At 68.1% G+C, this 15,989-nt stretch carries 20 protein-coding genes and 1 pseudogene; 19 read left to right on the plus strand and 2 right to left on the minus strand.

The features are described 5' to 3' along the window. The 9 genes and pseudogenes from AKJ13_RS33100 to AKJ13_RS15150 form a co-directional block, all read left to right on the plus strand. Nucleotides 1-545: pseudogene (locus tag AKJ13_RS33100) on the plus strand (collagen-like protein); the annotation flags it as partial. Next, entirely contained in the window at nucleotides 542-1,054 is a 513-nt protein-coding gene (locus AKJ13_RS15115) for a DnaT-like ssDNA-binding protein (RefSeq protein ID WP_050734085.1), read from the plus strand. The pseudogene AKJ13_RS33100 and the gene AKJ13_RS15115, both read left to right, overlap by 4 nt. A 1-nt stretch (nucleotide 1,055) precedes the next feature. Further along, complete coding sequence (locus AKJ13_RS15120; protein WP_050734086.1) at nucleotides 1,056-1,499, plus strand: hypothetical protein; 444 nt, start codon at nucleotides 1,056-1,058, stop codon at nucleotides 1,497-1,499. Continuing rightward, nucleotides 1,499-1,885 (plus strand): hypothetical protein, encoded by a 387-nt coding sequence (locus tag AKJ13_RS15125; RefSeq protein WP_050734087.1) that lies wholly within the window; start codon nucleotides 1,499-1,501, stop codon nucleotides 1,883-1,885. The genes AKJ13_RS15120 and AKJ13_RS15125 overlap by 1 nt, the downstream gene beginning before the upstream one ends. Further along, nucleotides 1,885-2,301 (plus strand): hypothetical protein, encoded by a 417-nt coding sequence (locus tag AKJ13_RS15130; protein WP_050734088.1) that lies wholly within the window; start codon nucleotides 1,885-1,887, stop codon nucleotides 2,299-2,301. Before AKJ13_RS15125 ends, AKJ13_RS15130 begins: the two co-directional genes overlap by 1 nt. Further along, complete coding sequence (locus tag AKJ13_RS15135) at nucleotides 2,301-2,726, plus strand: DUF4128 domain-containing protein (RefSeq protein WP_050734089.1); 426 nt, start codon at nucleotides 2,301-2,303, stop codon at nucleotides 2,724-2,726. The genes AKJ13_RS15130 and AKJ13_RS15135 overlap by 1 nt, the downstream gene beginning before the upstream one ends. A gap of 73 nt (nucleotides 2,727-2,799) precedes the next feature. Continuing rightward, nucleotides 2,800-3,276, plus strand: coding sequence for a hypothetical protein (locus tag AKJ13_RS15140; protein WP_050734090.1), 477 nt, complete (start codon nucleotides 2,800-2,802; stop codon nucleotides 3,274-3,276). Between the two features lie 15 nt (nucleotides 3,277-3,291). Next, a complete protein-coding gene (locus AKJ13_RS15145; RefSeq protein ID WP_050734091.1) occupies nucleotides 3,292-3,738 on the plus strand; it encodes a hypothetical protein in 447 nt (148 codons plus the stop codon). A 20-nt stretch (nucleotides 3,739-3,758) separates the two neighbouring features. Then, nucleotides 3,759-4,124, plus strand: coding sequence for a hypothetical protein (locus tag AKJ13_RS15150; protein ID WP_050734092.1), 366 nt, complete (start codon nucleotides 3,759-3,761; stop codon nucleotides 4,122-4,124). On the opposite strand, the gene AKJ13_RS15155 is transcribed toward AKJ13_RS15150, so the two are convergent. Then, nucleotides 4,121-4,342 (minus strand): hypothetical protein, encoded by a 222-nt coding sequence (locus tag AKJ13_RS15155; protein ID WP_144426259.1) that lies wholly within the window; start codon nucleotides 4,340-4,342, stop codon nucleotides 4,121-4,123. The two genes, AKJ13_RS15150 and AKJ13_RS15155, sit on opposite strands and share 4 nt — an antisense overlap. Before the next feature lie 108 nt (nucleotides 4,343-4,450). Next, the gene (locus tag AKJ13_RS15160; RefSeq protein WP_050734094.1) at nucleotides 4,451-4,795 is read right to left on the minus strand and encodes a hypothetical protein; all 345 of its coding nucleotides are present in this window, start codon (nucleotides 4,793-4,795) and stop codon (nucleotides 4,451-4,453) included. Between AKJ13_RS15160 and AKJ13_RS15165 the strand changes: the two genes are divergently transcribed. From AKJ13_RS15165 to AKJ13_RS15210, 10 genes are all read left to right on the plus strand, one after another. Then, entirely contained in the window at nucleotides 4,794-8,081 is a 3,288-nt protein-coding gene (locus AKJ13_RS15165) for a phage tail length tape measure family protein (protein ID WP_050734095.1), read from the plus strand. The genes AKJ13_RS15160 and AKJ13_RS15165 overlap by 2 nt on opposite strands. Beyond that, nucleotides 8,081-8,668 (plus strand): hypothetical protein, encoded by a 588-nt coding sequence (locus AKJ13_RS15170; protein ID WP_050734096.1) that lies wholly within the window; start codon nucleotides 8,081-8,083, stop codon nucleotides 8,666-8,668. Before AKJ13_RS15165 ends, AKJ13_RS15170 begins: the two co-directional genes overlap by 1 nt. Then, nucleotides 8,665-9,042 (plus strand): hypothetical protein, encoded by a 378-nt coding sequence (locus tag AKJ13_RS15175; protein WP_050734097.1) that lies wholly within the window; start codon nucleotides 8,665-8,667, stop codon nucleotides 9,040-9,042. The genes AKJ13_RS15170 and AKJ13_RS15175 overlap by 4 nt, the downstream gene beginning before the upstream one ends. Further along, nucleotides 9,042-10,517, plus strand: a complete 1,476-nt coding sequence (locus AKJ13_RS15180; protein WP_050734098.1) for a hypothetical protein — start codon at nucleotides 9,042-9,044, stop codon at nucleotides 10,515-10,517. The genes AKJ13_RS15175 and AKJ13_RS15180 overlap by 1 nt, the downstream gene beginning before the upstream one ends. 118 nt (nucleotides 10,518-10,635) lie before the next feature. Next, nucleotides 10,636-11,199 carry a hypothetical protein gene (locus AKJ13_RS15185; RefSeq protein ID WP_144426260.1) on the plus strand — a complete coding sequence of 188 codons (564 nt, stop codon included), beginning with the start codon at nucleotides 10,636-10,638 and terminating at the stop codon, nucleotides 11,197-11,199. A gap of 27 nt (nucleotides 11,200-11,226) precedes the next feature. Beyond that, complete coding sequence (locus AKJ13_RS15190) at nucleotides 11,227-13,554, plus strand: hypothetical protein (RefSeq protein ID WP_050734100.1); 2,328 nt, start codon at nucleotides 11,227-11,229, stop codon at nucleotides 13,552-13,554. 11 nt (nucleotides 13,555-13,565) lie between these two features. Next, a complete protein-coding gene (locus AKJ13_RS15195; RefSeq protein WP_050734101.1) occupies nucleotides 13,566-13,763 on the plus strand; it encodes a hypothetical protein in 198 nt (65 codons plus the stop codon). A 2-nt stretch (nucleotides 13,764-13,765) separates the two neighbouring features. Beyond that, nucleotides 13,766-14,110, plus strand: coding sequence for a hypothetical protein (locus tag AKJ13_RS15200; RefSeq protein ID WP_050734102.1), 345 nt, complete (start codon nucleotides 13,766-13,768; stop codon nucleotides 14,108-14,110). Between the two features lie 4 nt (nucleotides 14,111-14,114). Beyond that, complete coding sequence (locus tag AKJ13_RS15205; protein ID WP_050734103.1) at nucleotides 14,115-14,387, plus strand: hypothetical protein; 273 nt, start codon at nucleotides 14,115-14,117, stop codon at nucleotides 14,385-14,387. 26 nt (nucleotides 14,388-14,413) lie between these two features. Beyond that, nucleotides 14,414-15,832 (plus strand): hypothetical protein, encoded by a 1,419-nt coding sequence (locus AKJ13_RS15210; RefSeq protein ID WP_050734104.1) that lies wholly within the window; start codon nucleotides 14,414-14,416, stop codon nucleotides 15,830-15,832. Nucleotides 15,833-15,989 lie beyond the last annotated feature (157 nt).

Consider the following 15,989-nt stretch of genomic DNA (forward strand, 5'->3'; position numbering starts at 1 on the left):
CCGCCGGCCCGCCGGGACTGAAAGGCGACACGGGTGCCACAGGAGCAACCGGCGCGACCGGCACCAAGGGTGCGCAAGGCGATGTCGGCCCTGCAGGCCCTGCTGGATCCGCAGGAGCAACCGGTCCGAAAGGCGAAACCGGCGCCCAAGGCGCGACCGGCCCGGCCGGGGCCGTCGGCGCGACCGGTCCGCAAGGGCCGCAAGGCGTAGCCGGCCTAACCGGACCTCAGGGCGCCACCGGAGCGACGGGCCCCGCCGGTCCGAAGGCCTCCACCTTCGTCTGCAACGCCACGATCGGCGAGACGATGCTGATCGCGGTCTCATCCGGAATCCGCTCGAAGACCGGCATCGCGTGCTTGGGCGTGCTGACCACGGACGTGCTCGAGGTCTACCCGACGGCGCCCGGCACCTTCCCGGATGGCTACGCGGTGCATCACGCGCTGCCCACGGCCGCCAACACCTTCAAGGCGGTGCTGAGCGTCCCCCAGCTCGGGATCGGCGCCACCTACTCCATCCCCGTGGCCGTCTATTCGGTGAATCGATGAGCCTGATCGTGGAAGACGGCACCGGCCTGCCCGAGGCCGAGAGCTATGCCAGCGTCGAGACCGCCGACGCCTACCACCAGGCGCGCGGTAACGCGGCCTGGACGGGCGACGACGCGGCCAAGGAAGCCGCCCTGCGCCGCGGCACCGAATACCTCGATGGCCTCTACCGCACCCGCTGGCTGGGCCAGATGTCCACCTTCGACCAGGGCTTGGCCTGGCCCAGGGCCTATGCGCGGGTCCCGGGCGGCTACCTGCCCTCCGACACGCTCCCGAAGGCGCTGGTGCGGGCCTGCTGCGAGGTGGCGCTGCGCGAGTTGCAGACCCCGGGCGGCCTGACCCCCGACATCTTCCCGGGCGAGCGCGTCGTGTCCGAGACCGTGGACGTGCTGGAGGTCGAATACGCCGATGGCGGTGCGCCGACCGACGTGCTGCCGGTCATCGTGGCCGTCGAGCGCATCGTGGCGCCGCTGCTGCGGTCGGCCTCGGGCTCGCTGGTGATGAGGGCGTGATATGACGACGATCGCCTACAGGAACGGCTGCATCGCCGCCGACAGCGCCTCCTTCGCGGGATGGTCGCGCAATGGGACTTGCCGCAAGATCGCCCGCAACGCCGCCGGAGATCTGGCTGGCGTGTGCGGCTCGGCCACGTACATGGGCGAGTTCCTACGGTGGTTCGAGGGTAACGAAGACGGACCGCCGCCCGAGGCGCGCGTCGACGACGGGTGCACCGACTGTGCTCTGATCATCCGTCGTGATGGTCGAGCGACGCAGTTCGAGAAGGGTGGCAGCTTCAGCTTGTCGGGTGATTGGTTCGCGCTTGGCTCCGGAGGTCCGGAGGCGCGAGGCGCGATGCACGCGGGCGCCGACGCCCCCCGCGCCGTGATGGCAGGGATCGATCTCGACGCATTTAGCGCTGGCCCGATCGCGTTCCTGTTCGCGTCCGACGCGCCTTGATGCCCGGCGCCTTCGACTACGCCCGGGCCGTCCGCACGGCGAACCGCCTGATCGCCAAATTCGGCCAGCCCGGCGCGATCCGGCGCGGCTCGAATACCTCCGGCGGCGACAGCACGAACAGCCAGGCCTCGACGCCCGGCGGCGCGGCCGAGCCCACCGACCACCCCTGCACCCTCGTCGTGCTCGACTACAGCGAGCAGGAGCGGGCGAGCAGCCTGATCGAGCAGACCGACCGCAAGGTGCTGATCGCCCGGGCCGGCCTCGACATCGAGCCCACCAACGACGACGCGCTCGTCATCGGCGGCGAGGAGTTTCAGATCATCACCGTGATGCCGCTGGCCCCCGGGCCGGTCACCGTCCTCTGGACCGCCCAGGCAAGGCGCTGATGGCCGGCCAAGAATTCAGCCTGAACATCGCCGCCTGGTGCGAGAAGGCCAAGGACCGGGCCGACCTCGTCGTGCGAAAGGTGGCGCTCGACATCGGCTCGCGCGTCGTGCTGCGCTCGCCGGTGGACACCGGCCGGTTCCGGGCGAACTGGCAGTACGGCGTCGGCCAGCCGAACACGGCCACCCTGGAGACCATCGACAAGAGCGGGCAGTCGAGCATCCAGCGCATCGCCTCCGGCGCCGCCACGGCCCGCCTCGGCGATGTGATCTACGTCTCGAACTCGCTGCCCTACGCCCTTCGGCTCGAAGCCGGGTCCTCAAAGCAGGCCCCGGCCGGCATGGTCGGCCTGGCGGTCGCCGATTTCCAGGCCGCGGTCGACCGGTCCGCCGCCGCAGCCCGCGCCGAGGTGCCGTGATGGCGATCGAAGTCGCGATCCAGGCCGCGCTCTACGACCACCTGAAGGGCACGACCCTGCCGACGGCGCTGCCGATCGCGCCGGAGGGCAAGAATTTCGACCCCAAGGGCAAGGCCTACCTGCGGCCGACCTTCATGCCGGCCGACACCACCTCCGATCAGCTCGCCGACGACGGGTGCAACCTCTACACCGGCCTGTTCCAGATCGACGTGTTCTGGCCGGTCGACAAAGGCCTGCCGGAGCCCCTGGCGGTCGCCGCCGCGCTCACGGCACGCTTCCGTCGCGGTCAGCGCATCGGCGCCTCCGACCTCGACCTGCGCATCCAGCGGCCGCCGTCGGTGATGCCTGCCCTCCAGGAGGCGAGCTGGCTTCAGGTCCCGGTCCGGGTCACCTGGGAAGCCATCGCCGACAACCCGGTCACCTGACACCCCGATCGGGCAGCCCGCCCGTACCTGCCGCCCCTGTGCGGTTTCCAGCCATGCCCGAGAGGAGACCCCCATGGGCTTCACGAAATCCAACGGCAGCAAGCTCTTCATCGGCCCGGCCGTGGCCGACGCCGACCTGATCGACGACGTGGCGGACCTGTCGAGCCTCACCTTCGTCGAGGTGCGTGGGCTCAAGGACCTCGGCCAGTTCGGCGACGAGTCGACCGCGGTCACCTCGAACCAGCTGGATCGCAACCGCACCCTGAAGCAGAAGGGCACGCGCGACGCCGGCACGCCCGCCTTCATCATGGACGTGAAGGACGGCGACGCCGGGCAGCAGGCGATCTTGGACGCCGAGACGACCGAGAGCGACTACGCCTTCTACATCGAGTTCCCGAACAAGAAGACGAACTCCGGGACCGGGACGCGCCGCTACTTCGCCGGGCAGGTCATGTCGGTGCGCGAGAGCGTCGGCTCGGCCAACAACGCCATCACCATGACAGCGAACGTGGGCATCAACACGCCCATCTTCCGGCAGGCGGCCACCTGAGCGAGGCGCTGATCCATGGTCGCCAAGAAGACAGAGGCCGGTGAAAAGCCGGCCGAGCGGGCGCCCGTGCCCGCCCTCGACCTCTCCGCGTTCGACCTCCAGGCCGAGGCCGAGCGCGGCGCGACGATGCCGGTGCTGAACCCCAAGACCGGGGCGCCCACCGGCGCGACGATCTCGGTCTACGGCCAGGACGCGCGCGGCTACCGCGTGACGGCCCGCCGGATCGCCGACGAGATCGCCGCGAACTTCGACCGGGAGCCGACCGACCCCGACGATGCCCTGCTGCTCGGCCGGGCCCGTGAGGCGGCGGCGGCGATCACCGGCTGGGACGGCATCGCGGTCGACGGCGAGCTCGTCGACTGCACCACCGAAAACGCCGTGGAGGCGCTCCGCCGGTATCCCTGGCTCGCCGACCAGGTGCTCACCTTCATCCGCTCCCGGGGAAACTTCTCGGCGGCCTGACGCGGCAACTCTGCGCCGCCGTGCGCAGGGTCACGCTGGATCAGGCCGCGAAACGTCCGCCGGCGATCGACCTGCGGCTCCCGGCGACGGGCGCCCGGGTCTGGTCGGCGTTCTGGGAAATCGAGCGGAGTCGGCAGGGCGGGTACGGGCCGCAGGCCTTCACCTATGTGGAAATCGAGGCCTGGACCCGGCTCACCGCCGCCGATCTCGCCCCCTGGCAGGTCCGGGCTTTGATGGAGATGGACACGGCCCGCCGGGGCGCGTGGAGCGAGGTGCAGGAGGAGGAGCGCGGCCGGCCAGATGGCCTCAGCCGCGTCGTCTCGTTCAGCAACACCGCGGCGGTTGAGCGAATGTTCGACCGGTTCGGGGATGTGCGGGACGTTTAAACGGTGGTCTCGCCGACGTTCTTTGGACTGGCCCGCTTCCGCTGGTCACGCGAGATCGCGGCGACGCCACCGCTGACGATGGCCCCCAAGAAGAAAATGCCAGCCGTCGCCTCGTGGATGCCGCCCTTGGCGACCGCCAAGAATATCGCACCGCTCAGCGTAAAGACGACAGACACAATGATCATTCCGATCACTGTAGAGAACAGGGTGATCGTCAAGAGCATTATTCCGAACCCGCCAAATATTATGAAAGCGCCAAGAGCCTGATCCTGCATTGTTGATGCTCGCCGATTGAATGAATGCGTGTCTACGGTTGATTATAAAACCTATCTGAGCGTCAGCCGGTCCTCGATATCTCTGTAGGCTTTGAGGACGCCAGGGCATTGCACGCGCGGTGCCTTACGCTGGCGCTGGTACGCCGTCTCGTAAGCCTGGACGTGGAGTTCGGCGAGTTCCCGCTCGCTCCGGCCCGGCTGCATCTGACGCGCCACGGCTAATGCCCGCTCGCCAAGAACGAGCGCCCGATCCTTCGGTATGCCGCAAGCCATACCCGCTCCGACCAGGCTGCCCGAGAGCTTCGCGAAACCAGTGCCGTCACCGTCCTCGAATTGAGCGCGCGCAGGTCCGAGAACGCTCAAGGCGACGCCAAGCCCTAGGAGAAACTGCCGCATGGCCGACCTCGCTACCCTCTCGCTCGCAATCGACAGCACGCCCGCAGAGCGCGCTGCGACTGCGCTCGACAAGATGGGAGAGGCGGCAACCCGTGGTGAGGGCCGCGTTCGGCAGATCGTCTCGGCGGCTGACACGCTCGTCGCCGCGCTAAACCGGAACACGCAGGCGACGCAAGCGCTGACCGAGCGCCTGAACGCCACGCAGGCGTCCGGCGAGCGAGTTGCGGGAGCACTGCGCAGCGTCGACGCCGCCGCGTCCACGGCCCAGGCCTCAGTAACTGCGCTGTCGAGTGGCCTGGCCAAGGTGTCCGATACGGCGGCCGGCGCCGCGAAGGCGACCGATGGCGTGGTCCAGTCCACGCAGCGTCACGTCGCGACGACTGCGCAGGCCACGACCACCATCGTGAAGGGCACGGCGGCCGCGAACGAGAACGCGAAGGCGATCGGCCTCTCGTCGAACGAGCTTCGGAACCTGGGCTTCCAGATCAACGACGTCGCCACCATGGCCTTGTCGGGCGCGTCGGCTTTTCAGATCGCAGCGACCCAGGGAGGCCAGCTGGTCCAGATTGCCACCATGGCGAACGGCGGCATCCGCGGGATGCTGACCCAGGCGGGCGAGTTCGCCAGTTCGGCGGCATCCCGCATTGGTCTGGTCGGTGGCGCGCTCGGAGCTGTTGGTGCCGCTCTGGCCACCGTCACGGTCGCGAGCATCGCTTACAACGCCCAGCAGAAGGAACTCGAACGCACCACGTTCGGGATCGGGCGCGCCTCGGGCGCCTCGCTCCAGAACTTGAACGACGCGGCGTCGGCGGGCGCGGCCAACGGCACAATCTCGACGTCGGCTTCGCGCGATATCGTGGCTTCGTTGAACTCGACGGGCAAGATCGACCCACGAGTCTATGCCGATGTCGCCGGGACCATGCGCGACCTGTCCAAGGTCATGGGCACGGACATCCCGACCGCGACCGATGCGGTGACGGGGGCACTGTCGGGCGGCATCCGCGGCTTTGATCAGCTGAACGCGTCGCTGGGGTTGGGGGGCGCGGCCCTGCGGGAGCAGATCAAGGATCTTTACGAGAGCGGCCGGGCCTACGAGGCGCAGCGCCTGATCGTCGACGCCTACGGCAAGCGCGTGTCCGAGGTGACCCAGAAGCCCGGCGTCGTTCAATCCTTCCTCAATCGCTTCAACGATTTCGGACGCAACACCTCGGACGAGCTGTCTGGCATCGGGAGCATTTTCCGGAAGAATACCAACGAAGAGTCGCTGACCAACGCTCGTCGCGCACTGGCGAATGGGCAGGCGCAGGTGGACGCAGGGCTGGCCCCGGCAAGCTCGCTCGACGCCGCGCGGGCGAACGTCGAGAAGCTTGAGGCATCGATTAAGTCGGCGGCCGATAAGGGCAAAGAGGCGAAGACTGCGCTCACCAGTCTGACCGTGCAGCCCCTGATCGACAGCCTCAACCCGGCCAACAAGCGCATCGACGACCTGAAAGCCCAGGCCCAGTCGATCGGTAAATACCTGTCCGAGGGCGGGATCGATAAGGACGGGGCGGCCCGCCGGACGATGGACGCGCTCAACGCGCAGGCCAAGCAGCTATCGGACGATCTGGCCAGCGGCGGAACGCGGTTCGCTTCGGCCATCCGTGAAGCACAGTTCAATCTGAAGACGGTTGGCTTCACTCCGCAGGGGCAGCGCGCGGCGGACATCAACCGCAGGTCCGAGGAAGAAATCAGGGGGATCGCCGCCAACAATCGCGATGACCCGCTGTACCGGGACTTCCAGGTCAACGCGGTCCGCGAGCGTGCGCGGCTCGAGATAGAGGCGCTGAACAAGCAGTCGACGCTCGACATGAATGCGGTCGGCGGCGCCTTCGCACGAATGAACCAGAGCGTGCAGCAGCAGATCGTGACGGCGGCAAATGCCTCTGGACGCATCCCGGCCGGCATCATCGCTGGCATCGCGGCGGTCGAGTCCGGCGGCAACCCGAACATCGGCGGCACGAAGGTGCTGAACGCGCAGGGGCAGCCGAGCACCTCGGCCTACGGGCTCGGGCAGATCACGACCGGCACCGCGCGTGACGCGATCCGTGGGGGCTACCTGCCACCCACTTTCGACCGCACGGACCCGAACCAGGGGGCGGCCGGCATCGCCGGCGTGCTGTCCATGAAGCTCGACCAAGCCGGCGGCGACATCAACAAGGCGATCGCGAACTACTACGGCAGCAAGGACCCCTCAGCGAACCAGGCCTACGCGGCGAAGGTGCTGCGGAACGCCGGGCAGCTGGGCGACGCATCGACGCTTGGCCAGATCCGGGACCAAGACGAGCGCAGCCGAGCGCTGGAGGGCGAGCAGAAGCGGGTGGCCATCTCCACGCAGCTTCTCGGCGTGAATGGCGAGGCCTACGACGCCGCCGCTCGCAAGGCGCAATACCTCGCAGATGCCCAGTCCCGCGGGATCGAGATCACGGCCGACGTCGTCGCTCAGGCGGACAAATACAGCACCGGGATGGCCGCCGCTGCCCGCTCTCTGGCGTCGGTCCAAGCCAACGACAACCTCCGCTTCGATCGCGATCAGCTCGGCCGGGATCGGTACGACCAGGCGGCGTTCGCCAGGGCGCGCTCGACCTTCGGTGATGTGACGACACCGCAGGCCACCGCCTACATCGCCGAGAGCCGGCAGAACGCCATGCTCTCCGATGCTCGCTCGACCGCGACGGACGCCTTCACCGGCTTCGCCACCGCGCTCGCGCACGGCACCAGCGCCGCCTCGGCGTTCGGGAACGCCCTGTCCCGCATCGGCGACAAGCTCCTCGGCGGCGTGATCGATTCCCTAATCGGCTCGGCCTTCAAGGGCGGGGGCGGCGGCCTGCTCAGCATGTTCGGCTTCGCCGACGGCGGTTTCACCGGCTATGGCGGCCGCAACCAGCCGGCCGGCATCGTGCATGCGGGCGAGGTGGTGTTCAGCCAGAGCGATGTCGCCCGCTTCGGCGGTCCGCACGTCGTGAACGCGATGCGGCTGGGCTACCCGGGCTATGCCGACGGCGGCCCGGTCCTGCCGATGATGCCGAACCTCGCGACACTGCCGACCATGCCGGCGGCGCCCGCCAACATGAACGGCGCCGGAGCGCCGGTGACGGTGGCTGGCGACACCATCAACATCACGCCTGCTCAAGGGGTGACGCCGCAGCAGATGCTGTCCGCGCTCGCTCAGCGTGATCAGCAGTTCCAGCGTAACATCAACGGCATCGTCGCCCAGGGGCAGCGGCGCTACCCGCGGGCTGGCTGATGGGCATCTTCGACGCCGCCGGTGCCGCGGCGCTCCGCGGCGATACGATCACGGCCGAGATCCTGGCGTTCTTCGACTTCAGGAGCAGCCCTCAGCGGGTGCACGCCGGCTTCGGAACGCTCCGGGCCGGCGGCTTCGACTGGCAGGGCATGGGCGGCCTCGGCTCGGTCTCGGACATCGAGAGCGCGGTCGGCGGCATCGCCCCGCTGGTGACCTTTACCCTGGCTGGTGTCGGGCCCGAGATCGCCAACGACGTCGTCAACGCCAAGACCGAGGTGAAGGGCCGCGACTGCTACGTCTACCTGCAGCTCTACGGCTCCGACCTGTCCCCGCTCGGCGGGCTCTACACCCTCTACCGCGGCTTGATGGATCGCCTGGTCCACACCGCCAACGGCCCCGACACCTGGACCGCGCAGCTCACGGCCGAGACCAAGTTCTCCCGCCGCGGCCTGCCCCCCTTCGGCAACCTCACGAACGCCGACCAGCAGCGTCGCTACCCCGGCGACAACGGCTTGTTCGACATCGCCCAGATGATCAACCGGAGACGGCCTTGGAATCCCGAGATCCCGGAAAAGAGCAGCACTTGAGCGCGTTCCTGCGCGCCGGCGCCCGCTCCACCTTCGTGTGGGGCGAGATCGATTGCTCGCTGTTCATGGCGGACTGGTGCCGGGCGATGCGCGGCGTCGATCCAGCGGCGAGCCTGCGCGGGCGCTACCGCACGGCGCTCGGCGCGATGCGGCATGTCCGACGCCTCGGTGGATTCGAGACCATGGCCCGTTCGCTCATGGCGGGCTGCGGCTTCGTCACGACCGAGGCGCCGCGGCCGGGCGATGTTGGTCTCGTCACGCATCCCGTGGTTGGCCCGGTCTTCGCGATCCGGTGCGCGCTCGGCTGGGCGGTGAAGAGCCCTGAGGGCGTCGCCGTGGGCGATTACCCCGCCGTGGCGGCCTGGAGCGTCTGATGCCGGCAGCGGTAGGCATCGCGGTCCTCGGCGAGGTCGGGCTCAGCTCGGTGATCGGCACGACGATCGCCGGCGTCGCGGCCGAGACGCTCGTCGGCTATGCCACGATTGTCGGCGGCGCGGCCGCGCTTCAGTACGGCGCGCAGCTGCTCCAGCCCGGGCAGAAGCGGGCCGACTCCCAGGTCACTGTGCGCCAGGCGATCGCTCCGCGCCGCCGGGTGCTCGGCCAGGGCATGATGGGCGGCGTGATCTTCGCCCTGGAGACGATGGATCTCGACGACCCGGACGACGACAAGGCCCGGATCCTCTACCGCGGGGCCGTCCACTGTGTCGGGCCGGTCCAGATCCTCCAGTATTGGCTCGGCGACGTGAAGACGAGCCTGGGCGCGGGTGGCGGTGGCATCGTCCCGGACAGCGCCTATCAGGGCAAGGTCGCGATCGAGGGGCACACAGGCGAGGACAGCCAGCCCGCGTCGGCCGCGCTGCTCAAGCTGCCCTACTGGAACGACAGCATGCAGCTCAACGGGCTGTGCTACTCGGTCGTCGTCGCCACGCCCCTCAAGAAGGGGAGCCAAGTCTTCCCGGAGGGCGCCCCCGACGTTCGGCTGCTGGTCGCGGGCGCCCCCTCCTATGACCCGCGCACCGGTGGCTACGCCTACACCGACAACGCCGCGATCCTGCTGCTCGACTACCTCACCCACGACAGCGGCTATGGACTGGCCCTATCGGAGATCAACCTGCAGACCTTCCGGGATCTCGCGAACGTCTGCGACCAGCCGGTGGCCCTGATCACCCCGGACCCGAACGGCGACACCATCGAGCTGCGCTATCGGTCCTGGGGCAGCTACGATTTCACCGAACAGCGGGCCGACGTGCTCGGGCGGCTGCTCGCAGCCTGCGACGGCGAGCTCTACCAAGATGCCGGAGGGCTTGTCGCGGTTCGCGGCGGCCGCTGGCAGCCACCGACCTTCACCATTGACGAGAGCATGATTCAGGGCTGGGAGCAGCTCGAGGAAGGCGACGAGGCGTACAACACCTTCACCAGGATCAAGCACACCTACACCTCGCCCTGGCACGACTATCAGCCGACCGAGGGTGACCCGTGGGACGACTCGTTTGCCCAGGCCGAGCAGGGGGTAATCGAGACGGAGAAGAGCTTCGTCCGGGCCCCCTCGCATAGCCAGTCGCGACGCCTCGCCAAGATCGCCATGGCGAAGGGCAACCCGCGGTTCCGGCTCACCGGTCTGCGGCTCTCGCCCGCTGGACTGCCGGCCTACGGTGAGCCGACCGTGATGCTGAACCTGCCGTCTTTCGGCATCAACACGACCTTCGCGATCATGCGCGGCACCCTGGCGATGGCCGGCAACGCGCTGACCAGCGTGAAGCTTGATCTTATCTCGCTCGACGCCTCAGCCTACGCCTGGAACCCGGCGGAGGAAGGCCAGCGACCGCCGCTGCCCGACACGTACAACTGAGGCCGGTATGGCAGATCCCCTACCTTGGCCGAGCATGCTTATGCCGTCCTCAGAAGACTGGTCCCTGCGCGGAGGTACTCGCTCGGGTGGCCAAACCTTCGGGGGGAACGAGCAAATTGTGGCATCGCCCACCGCCCGGTGGAAAGCCTCGATGTCGATCCCATGCTTCAAGCGGCAGCAGATCCTGGCGATGCGCCGGGTGATCGCCCTGGGCCGAACTCAACTCTGGTACGTCGGCCCTTACGAGCGCGGGCGTGCGCCCTGGCCGGTCGAGCCGATCCTCGGCGGCTTGCTCACGGACCGCGATGCCGGCGCGCCGCAACCGGTCATGGACTTCTCGCTCGCAGTGCCTGCAGCGATGAACGACACGGTCACGACCGTCCGCAGGAACGCGGGCAACTATCTCGCCGCCGGCATGATCTTCTCGATCGGCGGCCGCCTGCACGTCATAACCGCGATCACGGGCGCCGATCCCGGATCTCCGGGTAGCGGACTCGCGGTCCCCGGCGGGATCGACATCGAAATCCGCCCATGGTTCCGCGCCGACTACGCGGCCGGAACCCCGATCTACTTCGCCACGCCCGTCGGCGTGATGCGCCTCGCCAGCGACGACACCGCCTCGCTGGAGTTGCAACTGTCTCGGTACGGCACCGTGACGGTCGAGCTCGTCGAAGCCTTTTGATCCTTCCACATTCCCGCGAGACCATCCATGGCCCTTGCAAAGCCCTCTGTCGGCGTGTCCGCGACCGAGAACGCCAACCGCATCGGCGCGGCCTTCGATGTGATCGACACCCTCGGGGTCGGTCTCGGAACGCTTCAGCAGCAGATCGTCGACACGGGGAACGAGGTCAATGCGCTGGAGGCGCGTCGTGCGGCGGGAGATGCGGCTCTCAACGCCAGGATCAGTGGGCTCGCACCTATCGTATCCGGGAACAGCCAAGGCATTGTGGTCTTGCAGCAGCAGATCATCGATGCCGGCAAAGCCACCATCGACATCGATGCGCGACTGAGGGCGTTGACGGACAACGTGGTTGCGCCGAGCGACACGGATGCGGCGGCGCCCGCTGACCGGCCGGGCGAGGCGCTCGCCTACTTCACCACGTCACTGGCGGGCGGAGATGCGTCCAAGCTGGCCCGGCCCAACGTCGTTCTCGCGGCGTCGGGTGATAATGGTCGCGTGTTGCGCATGACGGGCAGCGGCTTGGTCGCGCGCCGCCGCTTGGAGCCCATCGAGGACGGACGCACGTACCGACCCCGGGTGGCTGTGCGACGCCGGGTGAACGCTTCCGATCCGTCCAACGATGGCGTCCGGGTCGCGATCGCTTGGTACGATCAGAACCGGATCCCGCTCGCGGGTGCGACGGGCACCACGGTTCTCGCCAACCTGACCACGCTGACGGTCGGCATCGGCCGGCGGCAGATTGGCGGCTTGGTCTCGACCTCCGGCGTGGCCCCGACGGTGAAGCCGCCCGCCGGGGCTCGCTACGCCCGCCTATTCGTCCAATGCTACGGCACCGATCACGTCACCGACGTGGAGGTTATGAGCTGGCGGGACGTGACCGATGCTTCGGTCTACTCGCCGGACCTCTCGGCCTTCACGGGCGACCTGGGCGCGCTGAAGAGCGCGCAGCTACCGGATCGCGTCGGCCTCCTGGAGCAGAATGCTGCCACGCCGCTCTCGACCGGCTTCGTCGCGGTGCTCGCCGCCAAGGCCGCCACTGTGCCGGCAGCGATCACCAACCTCGACGTGCTCGGCTACAGCGACCCCGGCGACGGGGCGGGCGGGCGCTACCGGCGCTCGACCTATGCCCCGACCCACCCGTGGGCCGTTCAGACGAAGGACGGTGCATGGTTCGAGATCCAGGGCCGGCGGAAGCTCGAGCAGATCGGCGGCAAGGGCGACGGCTCCACGGACAACCGGCCGATCCTGCTGAAGGCCCCGGCGGGTTCGATGGTCAACATCGATGCGCCGGGCACCTACAGGTTCGCTGCTGGTCTGCTCGGCGGCCCGGGCACCGTCATCTCAGCCGGCCCGGGCGTAAAGTTCAGCAGCCAGCAGGGCATCGGTGCTCTCAACTTCGCGCCCGGCACCCGGTTCGAAGCATATCACGAGGGGGCGGACGGCCAGGTAAGATACTGGGGCCATCGGCCGACCGGAAAGCGAGCCGTCGGCACCGGCGCTCTCGATGCGGGCTTCTCGGCCGCGTCGTGGATGTTCGACATCCGCACCGATGACAGTGACGTCGGCAGCTCGTTCCGGAACGGAATTCTGCTCCGGCACATCATCACCGGGGGCAGCGGTGGCGTTCAGGGGCTCTACGCGGCCACCTATCAGAACGCGCCCACCTCGGCGACCAGCGGCAACCGCAACTATACGCCCATTCAGGGGGCTCACTATCAGCAGAGCGGCGACGGCGGTTACCCAAACTCGGACCCGAATATCAATGGTGGGAAGCACATCTTTCAGGGTGCGGGTTTTGGTCTTGGCGCAGCCTGTTATACCGACGACACCGCTCAGTTCCTTCTAAATCAGACCGCAGTAGAGCTGAACGTTTTCGGCATGCCGTTCAACGGCAATACCGCAGGGCCGACCGTTTCGATCTGGACCAACGTTCAGGCTGTCAGCGCCCGGGCCACGCGCGGCTTCGACGTCGACATCGCCTACGCCCTGGGCTCCCAGGGTCAGAACCAGCAATACGGCCCCGAGGTGGGCTGGAAGATCGGCTGGGGCGTCACCGATGCCTTCGGCGGCATTCCCCTCGCAGCCGACAGCACCATCATCGGCGCCAAATGGATCCGGCGCACGGCGCCGGTTCTGGTTCAGTACGGCATCGACTGGTCCGCCTTCCAGTTCAGCGGCGGCGTGCTGAAGACGGGCAACCTGCTCATCACAGAAGGGTCGATTGCCTTCGGGGGCAAGCAGGTTCTTGCGCAGCGCCAGCCCGCAATCCCGGATCCGTCCGATGCCGCCACGACCACGGCGCGCCTCGTCGACGTCCTCAACGCCATGCGCACGCATGGTCTCATCGCGAACTAGGGAATTTCAAGATGCGGCAGTTCATCATCGGAGAAGACGTGCTCGGTGCGGTGGCGCAGTGCATCGGGGCGGCCACCCATCAGGTGCCCTACGGCCAGGTCGCGGCGCTCATCCGGCAGCTGGAGACGCTGCAGCAGGTTCAGCTGGGTCAGGACGGGAAGGCTCAGCCTGCTGCCGACCCTGCCGCTGAAGTCTCTGAGGCGGCCTGATCATGCAGCCGGCATCGGTCGACTTCCTGATCCGGCGCGGCGACAGCGAGGCGCCGCAGGTCGGCCTGCGCACTGAGGAGCCGGCCACCTTCCAGCGCGGCAACCTGCTCGCGAGTGGCGATATCGCGCGCTGGACCCTGACCGTGGGCTCCGAGGATCGCACGAAGACCTCGGAGCCGAACGGCGGCCTCGTGCAGGACACCGACGATCCGGGCCTGTTCTCGTATCCGCTCACCCCGGCGGAGACCGCGGCCCTGGCCGCCGGCTCCTACCCTTTCCGCATCCACGTGGTGCGCAGCGATGGCGGCGAGTTCACGCCGCTCGTCGGCAACTTCATCGTGAGCTGAGCCCATGGCGTCCTCGACAGCCCCCGCGCCGACGCTCGCCGCGGCGTCCGTTCGCGTGTCCAAGAGCGAGTGCCGCAACGTCGTCGAGGTAGTCGTACCGATTCAGCACGACACCCTGCGCGCCTGCATCGAGGCGGCGGACGCGCACATCACCGATCGGGTCAGCCACCTGCAGATCGAGGATATCCCGGCGCTGGCCTCCAAGCTCGCCAGCCAGGATGCCGAGATCGCGTCTGCCCGGTCCGACTCCTTCGTCTACGCCTTCCTGTTCGGCTGACGCGCCCGCGCGCACGGGGACCATCCATGAAGATCCTTCTCACGGCCGGCGTGGTGTTCACGCCCGGATCGCAGACGCTCGACTTCTCCGGAGTCAGCGGGTTCGATCTCAGCCGACTCTACGGCGTGATCAACGCGACGGCCGGCTCGAAGCTGTACGCGCCCGGCATCACCGGTTTCGGCTACCAGAGCTTCGCCAACGGCGTGATGACGCTGGAAGCGGACACCTCTCAGATGGCAGCCAGCGACGAGCTGCTGATCGCTTACGAGAGCCCGGACGCGCAGCCCGTCTCGGCCGTGAGCCTACCGCTGCCGGCGGGCGCGGCCAAGGACACCAGCCTCCAGGCGATCCTGGCCGCAATCCAGGCTCAGCGCGTCGAGACCATCTGGACGGACGACACGGGCACGCGGTTCATCCGCCTCGACAGCGCTGGCACGATCACGTGGACCGACGTCGCCGGCAACGCATCGTCCGCGCCCGGGGCGGGCGCCCGGCCGGACAGCGATAGCGGCACCGTCGTCTCGCGCTACACCTACCGCGCCACCGCGGCCGGGACCGGCTTTGCCTCCGGTGACTTCCTCGACCACTTGGTGGTCACGGACGGCGATGCCGGCGACCTGGTCTCGAACTTCTGGGTCAACGTCACCTCCGGCGCGAAGATCGCAGCGCCGAGCGCGGCCTCGATCACACCGCTGGCGCCCCTACCGGACGGCGCGGCTACCAGCACCAAGCAGGACACCGGCAACACTTCGCTTGCCTCGCTGCTGACTGGCCTCGGCGCGCCGGCCGACACGGCAGCAACGTCGGACACCGGGACGTTCAGCCTGCTCTCGCTTCTAAAGCGTGCTCTTGGCAAGCAAGGCACGGATCCCGCCTCTCCGACGGTCGCCAACGCGGGCACCGGCGGCCTCGGTTGGCTGGGGACCATCGCCGGTCTCCTGCGCCTTGGGACGGCGACTCAGGCCAACTCAGCGTCGGTCACTTTAGCCACCGATCTGGCCAACCTCGAGCCGGCAGGCGTGAAGATCACGGCCGCGGCGATGCCGGCCGGCGGCGTCGGTCTGACCGGGTGGCTCTCCGCGATCTGGGCCGCGCTGACAACGCGCTCGCAGTACGCCACGTCGTTTAGCGCGTTCGGGACAACAGCAGGCGGAGCACCTGCGACGGGCGCCGGAATGGCTGTTGGGGCCTCGCCAACCACGTGGAGCAGGATACGAGCCACGTGCCTAGCGACGGCAACTGGCGGGACGTTCTACCTACAGGGAGCCAACGACAGCGGCTTTCTGACGGGAACGCTATTCCTCGACAGCGCGCCAGTCACAACTGCGGGCGTGCCGCTAAAGCTGGAAGCCCCGGCGCAATATCCGTTTGTTCGCGTTGTCTATGTGCCCGGCGCTACAAATGCAGCGAACATCACTGCTGCCCTGTCGCTCCACACAGCTTAATCGCTGAGAACTGGGGTTTCGGCGGCACCGGGATAATCCTGACAGATCGGCGTAGTGCCTCCATCGCAGGTTCATCAGTTACCCATCCGACCATACGAGCAGCATGCTCAAGGGCCTGCGCCTCATTTTCTGCATATCCAGTCCATAGCAATGCTGT

Origin of the sequence: Methylobacterium sp. ARG-1, from assembly GCF_001262595.1 — a bacterium.
In the GTDB taxonomy this organism is placed as follows: Bacteria; Pseudomonadota; Alphaproteobacteria; order Rhizobiales; family Beijerinckiaceae; genus Methylobacterium; species Methylobacterium brachiatum.

Bases quoted from the DNA above. Each gene is read 5' to 3' on its own strand.
- AKJ13_RS15115 (WP_050734085.1), top strand. From the start codon at position 542: ATGAGCCTGATCGTGGAAGACGGCACCGGCCTGCCCGAGGCCGAGAGC.
- AKJ13_RS15120 (WP_050734086.1), top strand. From the start codon at position 1,056: ATGACGACGATCGCCTACAGGAACGGCTGCATCGCCGCCGACAGCGCC.
- AKJ13_RS15125 (WP_050734087.1), top strand. From the start codon at position 1,499: ATGCCCGGCGCCTTCGACTACGCCCGGGCCGTCCGCACGGCGAACCGC.
- AKJ13_RS15130 (WP_050734088.1), top strand. From the start codon at position 1,885: ATGGCCGGCCAAGAATTCAGCCTGAACATCGCCGCCTGGTGCGAGAAG.
- AKJ13_RS15135 (WP_050734089.1), top strand. From the start codon at position 2,301: ATGGCGATCGAAGTCGCGATCCAGGCCGCGCTCTACGACCACCTGAAG.
- AKJ13_RS15140 (WP_050734090.1), top strand. From the start codon at position 2,800: ATGGGCTTCACGAAATCCAACGGCAGCAAGCTCTTCATCGGCCCGGCC.
- AKJ13_RS15145 (WP_050734091.1), top strand. From the start codon at position 3,292: ATGGTCGCCAAGAAGACAGAGGCCGGTGAAAAGCCGGCCGAGCGGGCG.
- AKJ13_RS15165 (WP_050734095.1), top strand. From the start codon at position 4,794: ATGGCCGACCTCGCTACCCTCTCGCTCGCAATCGACAGCACGCCCGCA.
- AKJ13_RS15160 (WP_050734094.1), bottom strand. From the start codon at position 4,795: ATGCGGCAGTTTCTCCTAGGGCTTGGCGTCGCCTTGAGCGTTCTCGGA.
- AKJ13_RS15170 (WP_050734096.1), top strand. From the start codon at position 8,081: ATGGGCATCTTCGACGCCGCCGGTGCCGCGGCGCTCCGCGGCGATACG.
- AKJ13_RS15180 (WP_050734098.1), top strand. From the start codon at position 9,042: ATGCCGGCAGCGGTAGGCATCGCGGTCCTCGGCGAGGTCGGGCTCAGC.
- AKJ13_RS15190 (WP_050734100.1), top strand. From the start codon at position 11,227: ATGGCCCTTGCAAAGCCCTCTGTCGGCGTGTCCGCGACCGAGAACGCC.
- AKJ13_RS15195 (WP_050734101.1), top strand. From the start codon at position 13,566: ATGCGGCAGTTCATCATCGGAGAAGACGTGCTCGGTGCGGTGGCGCAG.
- AKJ13_RS15200 (WP_050734102.1), top strand. From the start codon at position 13,766: ATGCAGCCGGCATCGGTCGACTTCCTGATCCGGCGCGGCGACAGCGAG.
- AKJ13_RS15205 (WP_050734103.1), top strand. From the start codon at position 14,115: ATGGCGTCCTCGACAGCCCCCGCGCCGACGCTCGCCGCGGCGTCCGTT.
- AKJ13_RS15210 (WP_050734104.1), top strand. From the start codon at position 14,414: ATGAAGATCCTTCTCACGGCCGGCGTGGTGTTCACGCCCGGATCGCAG.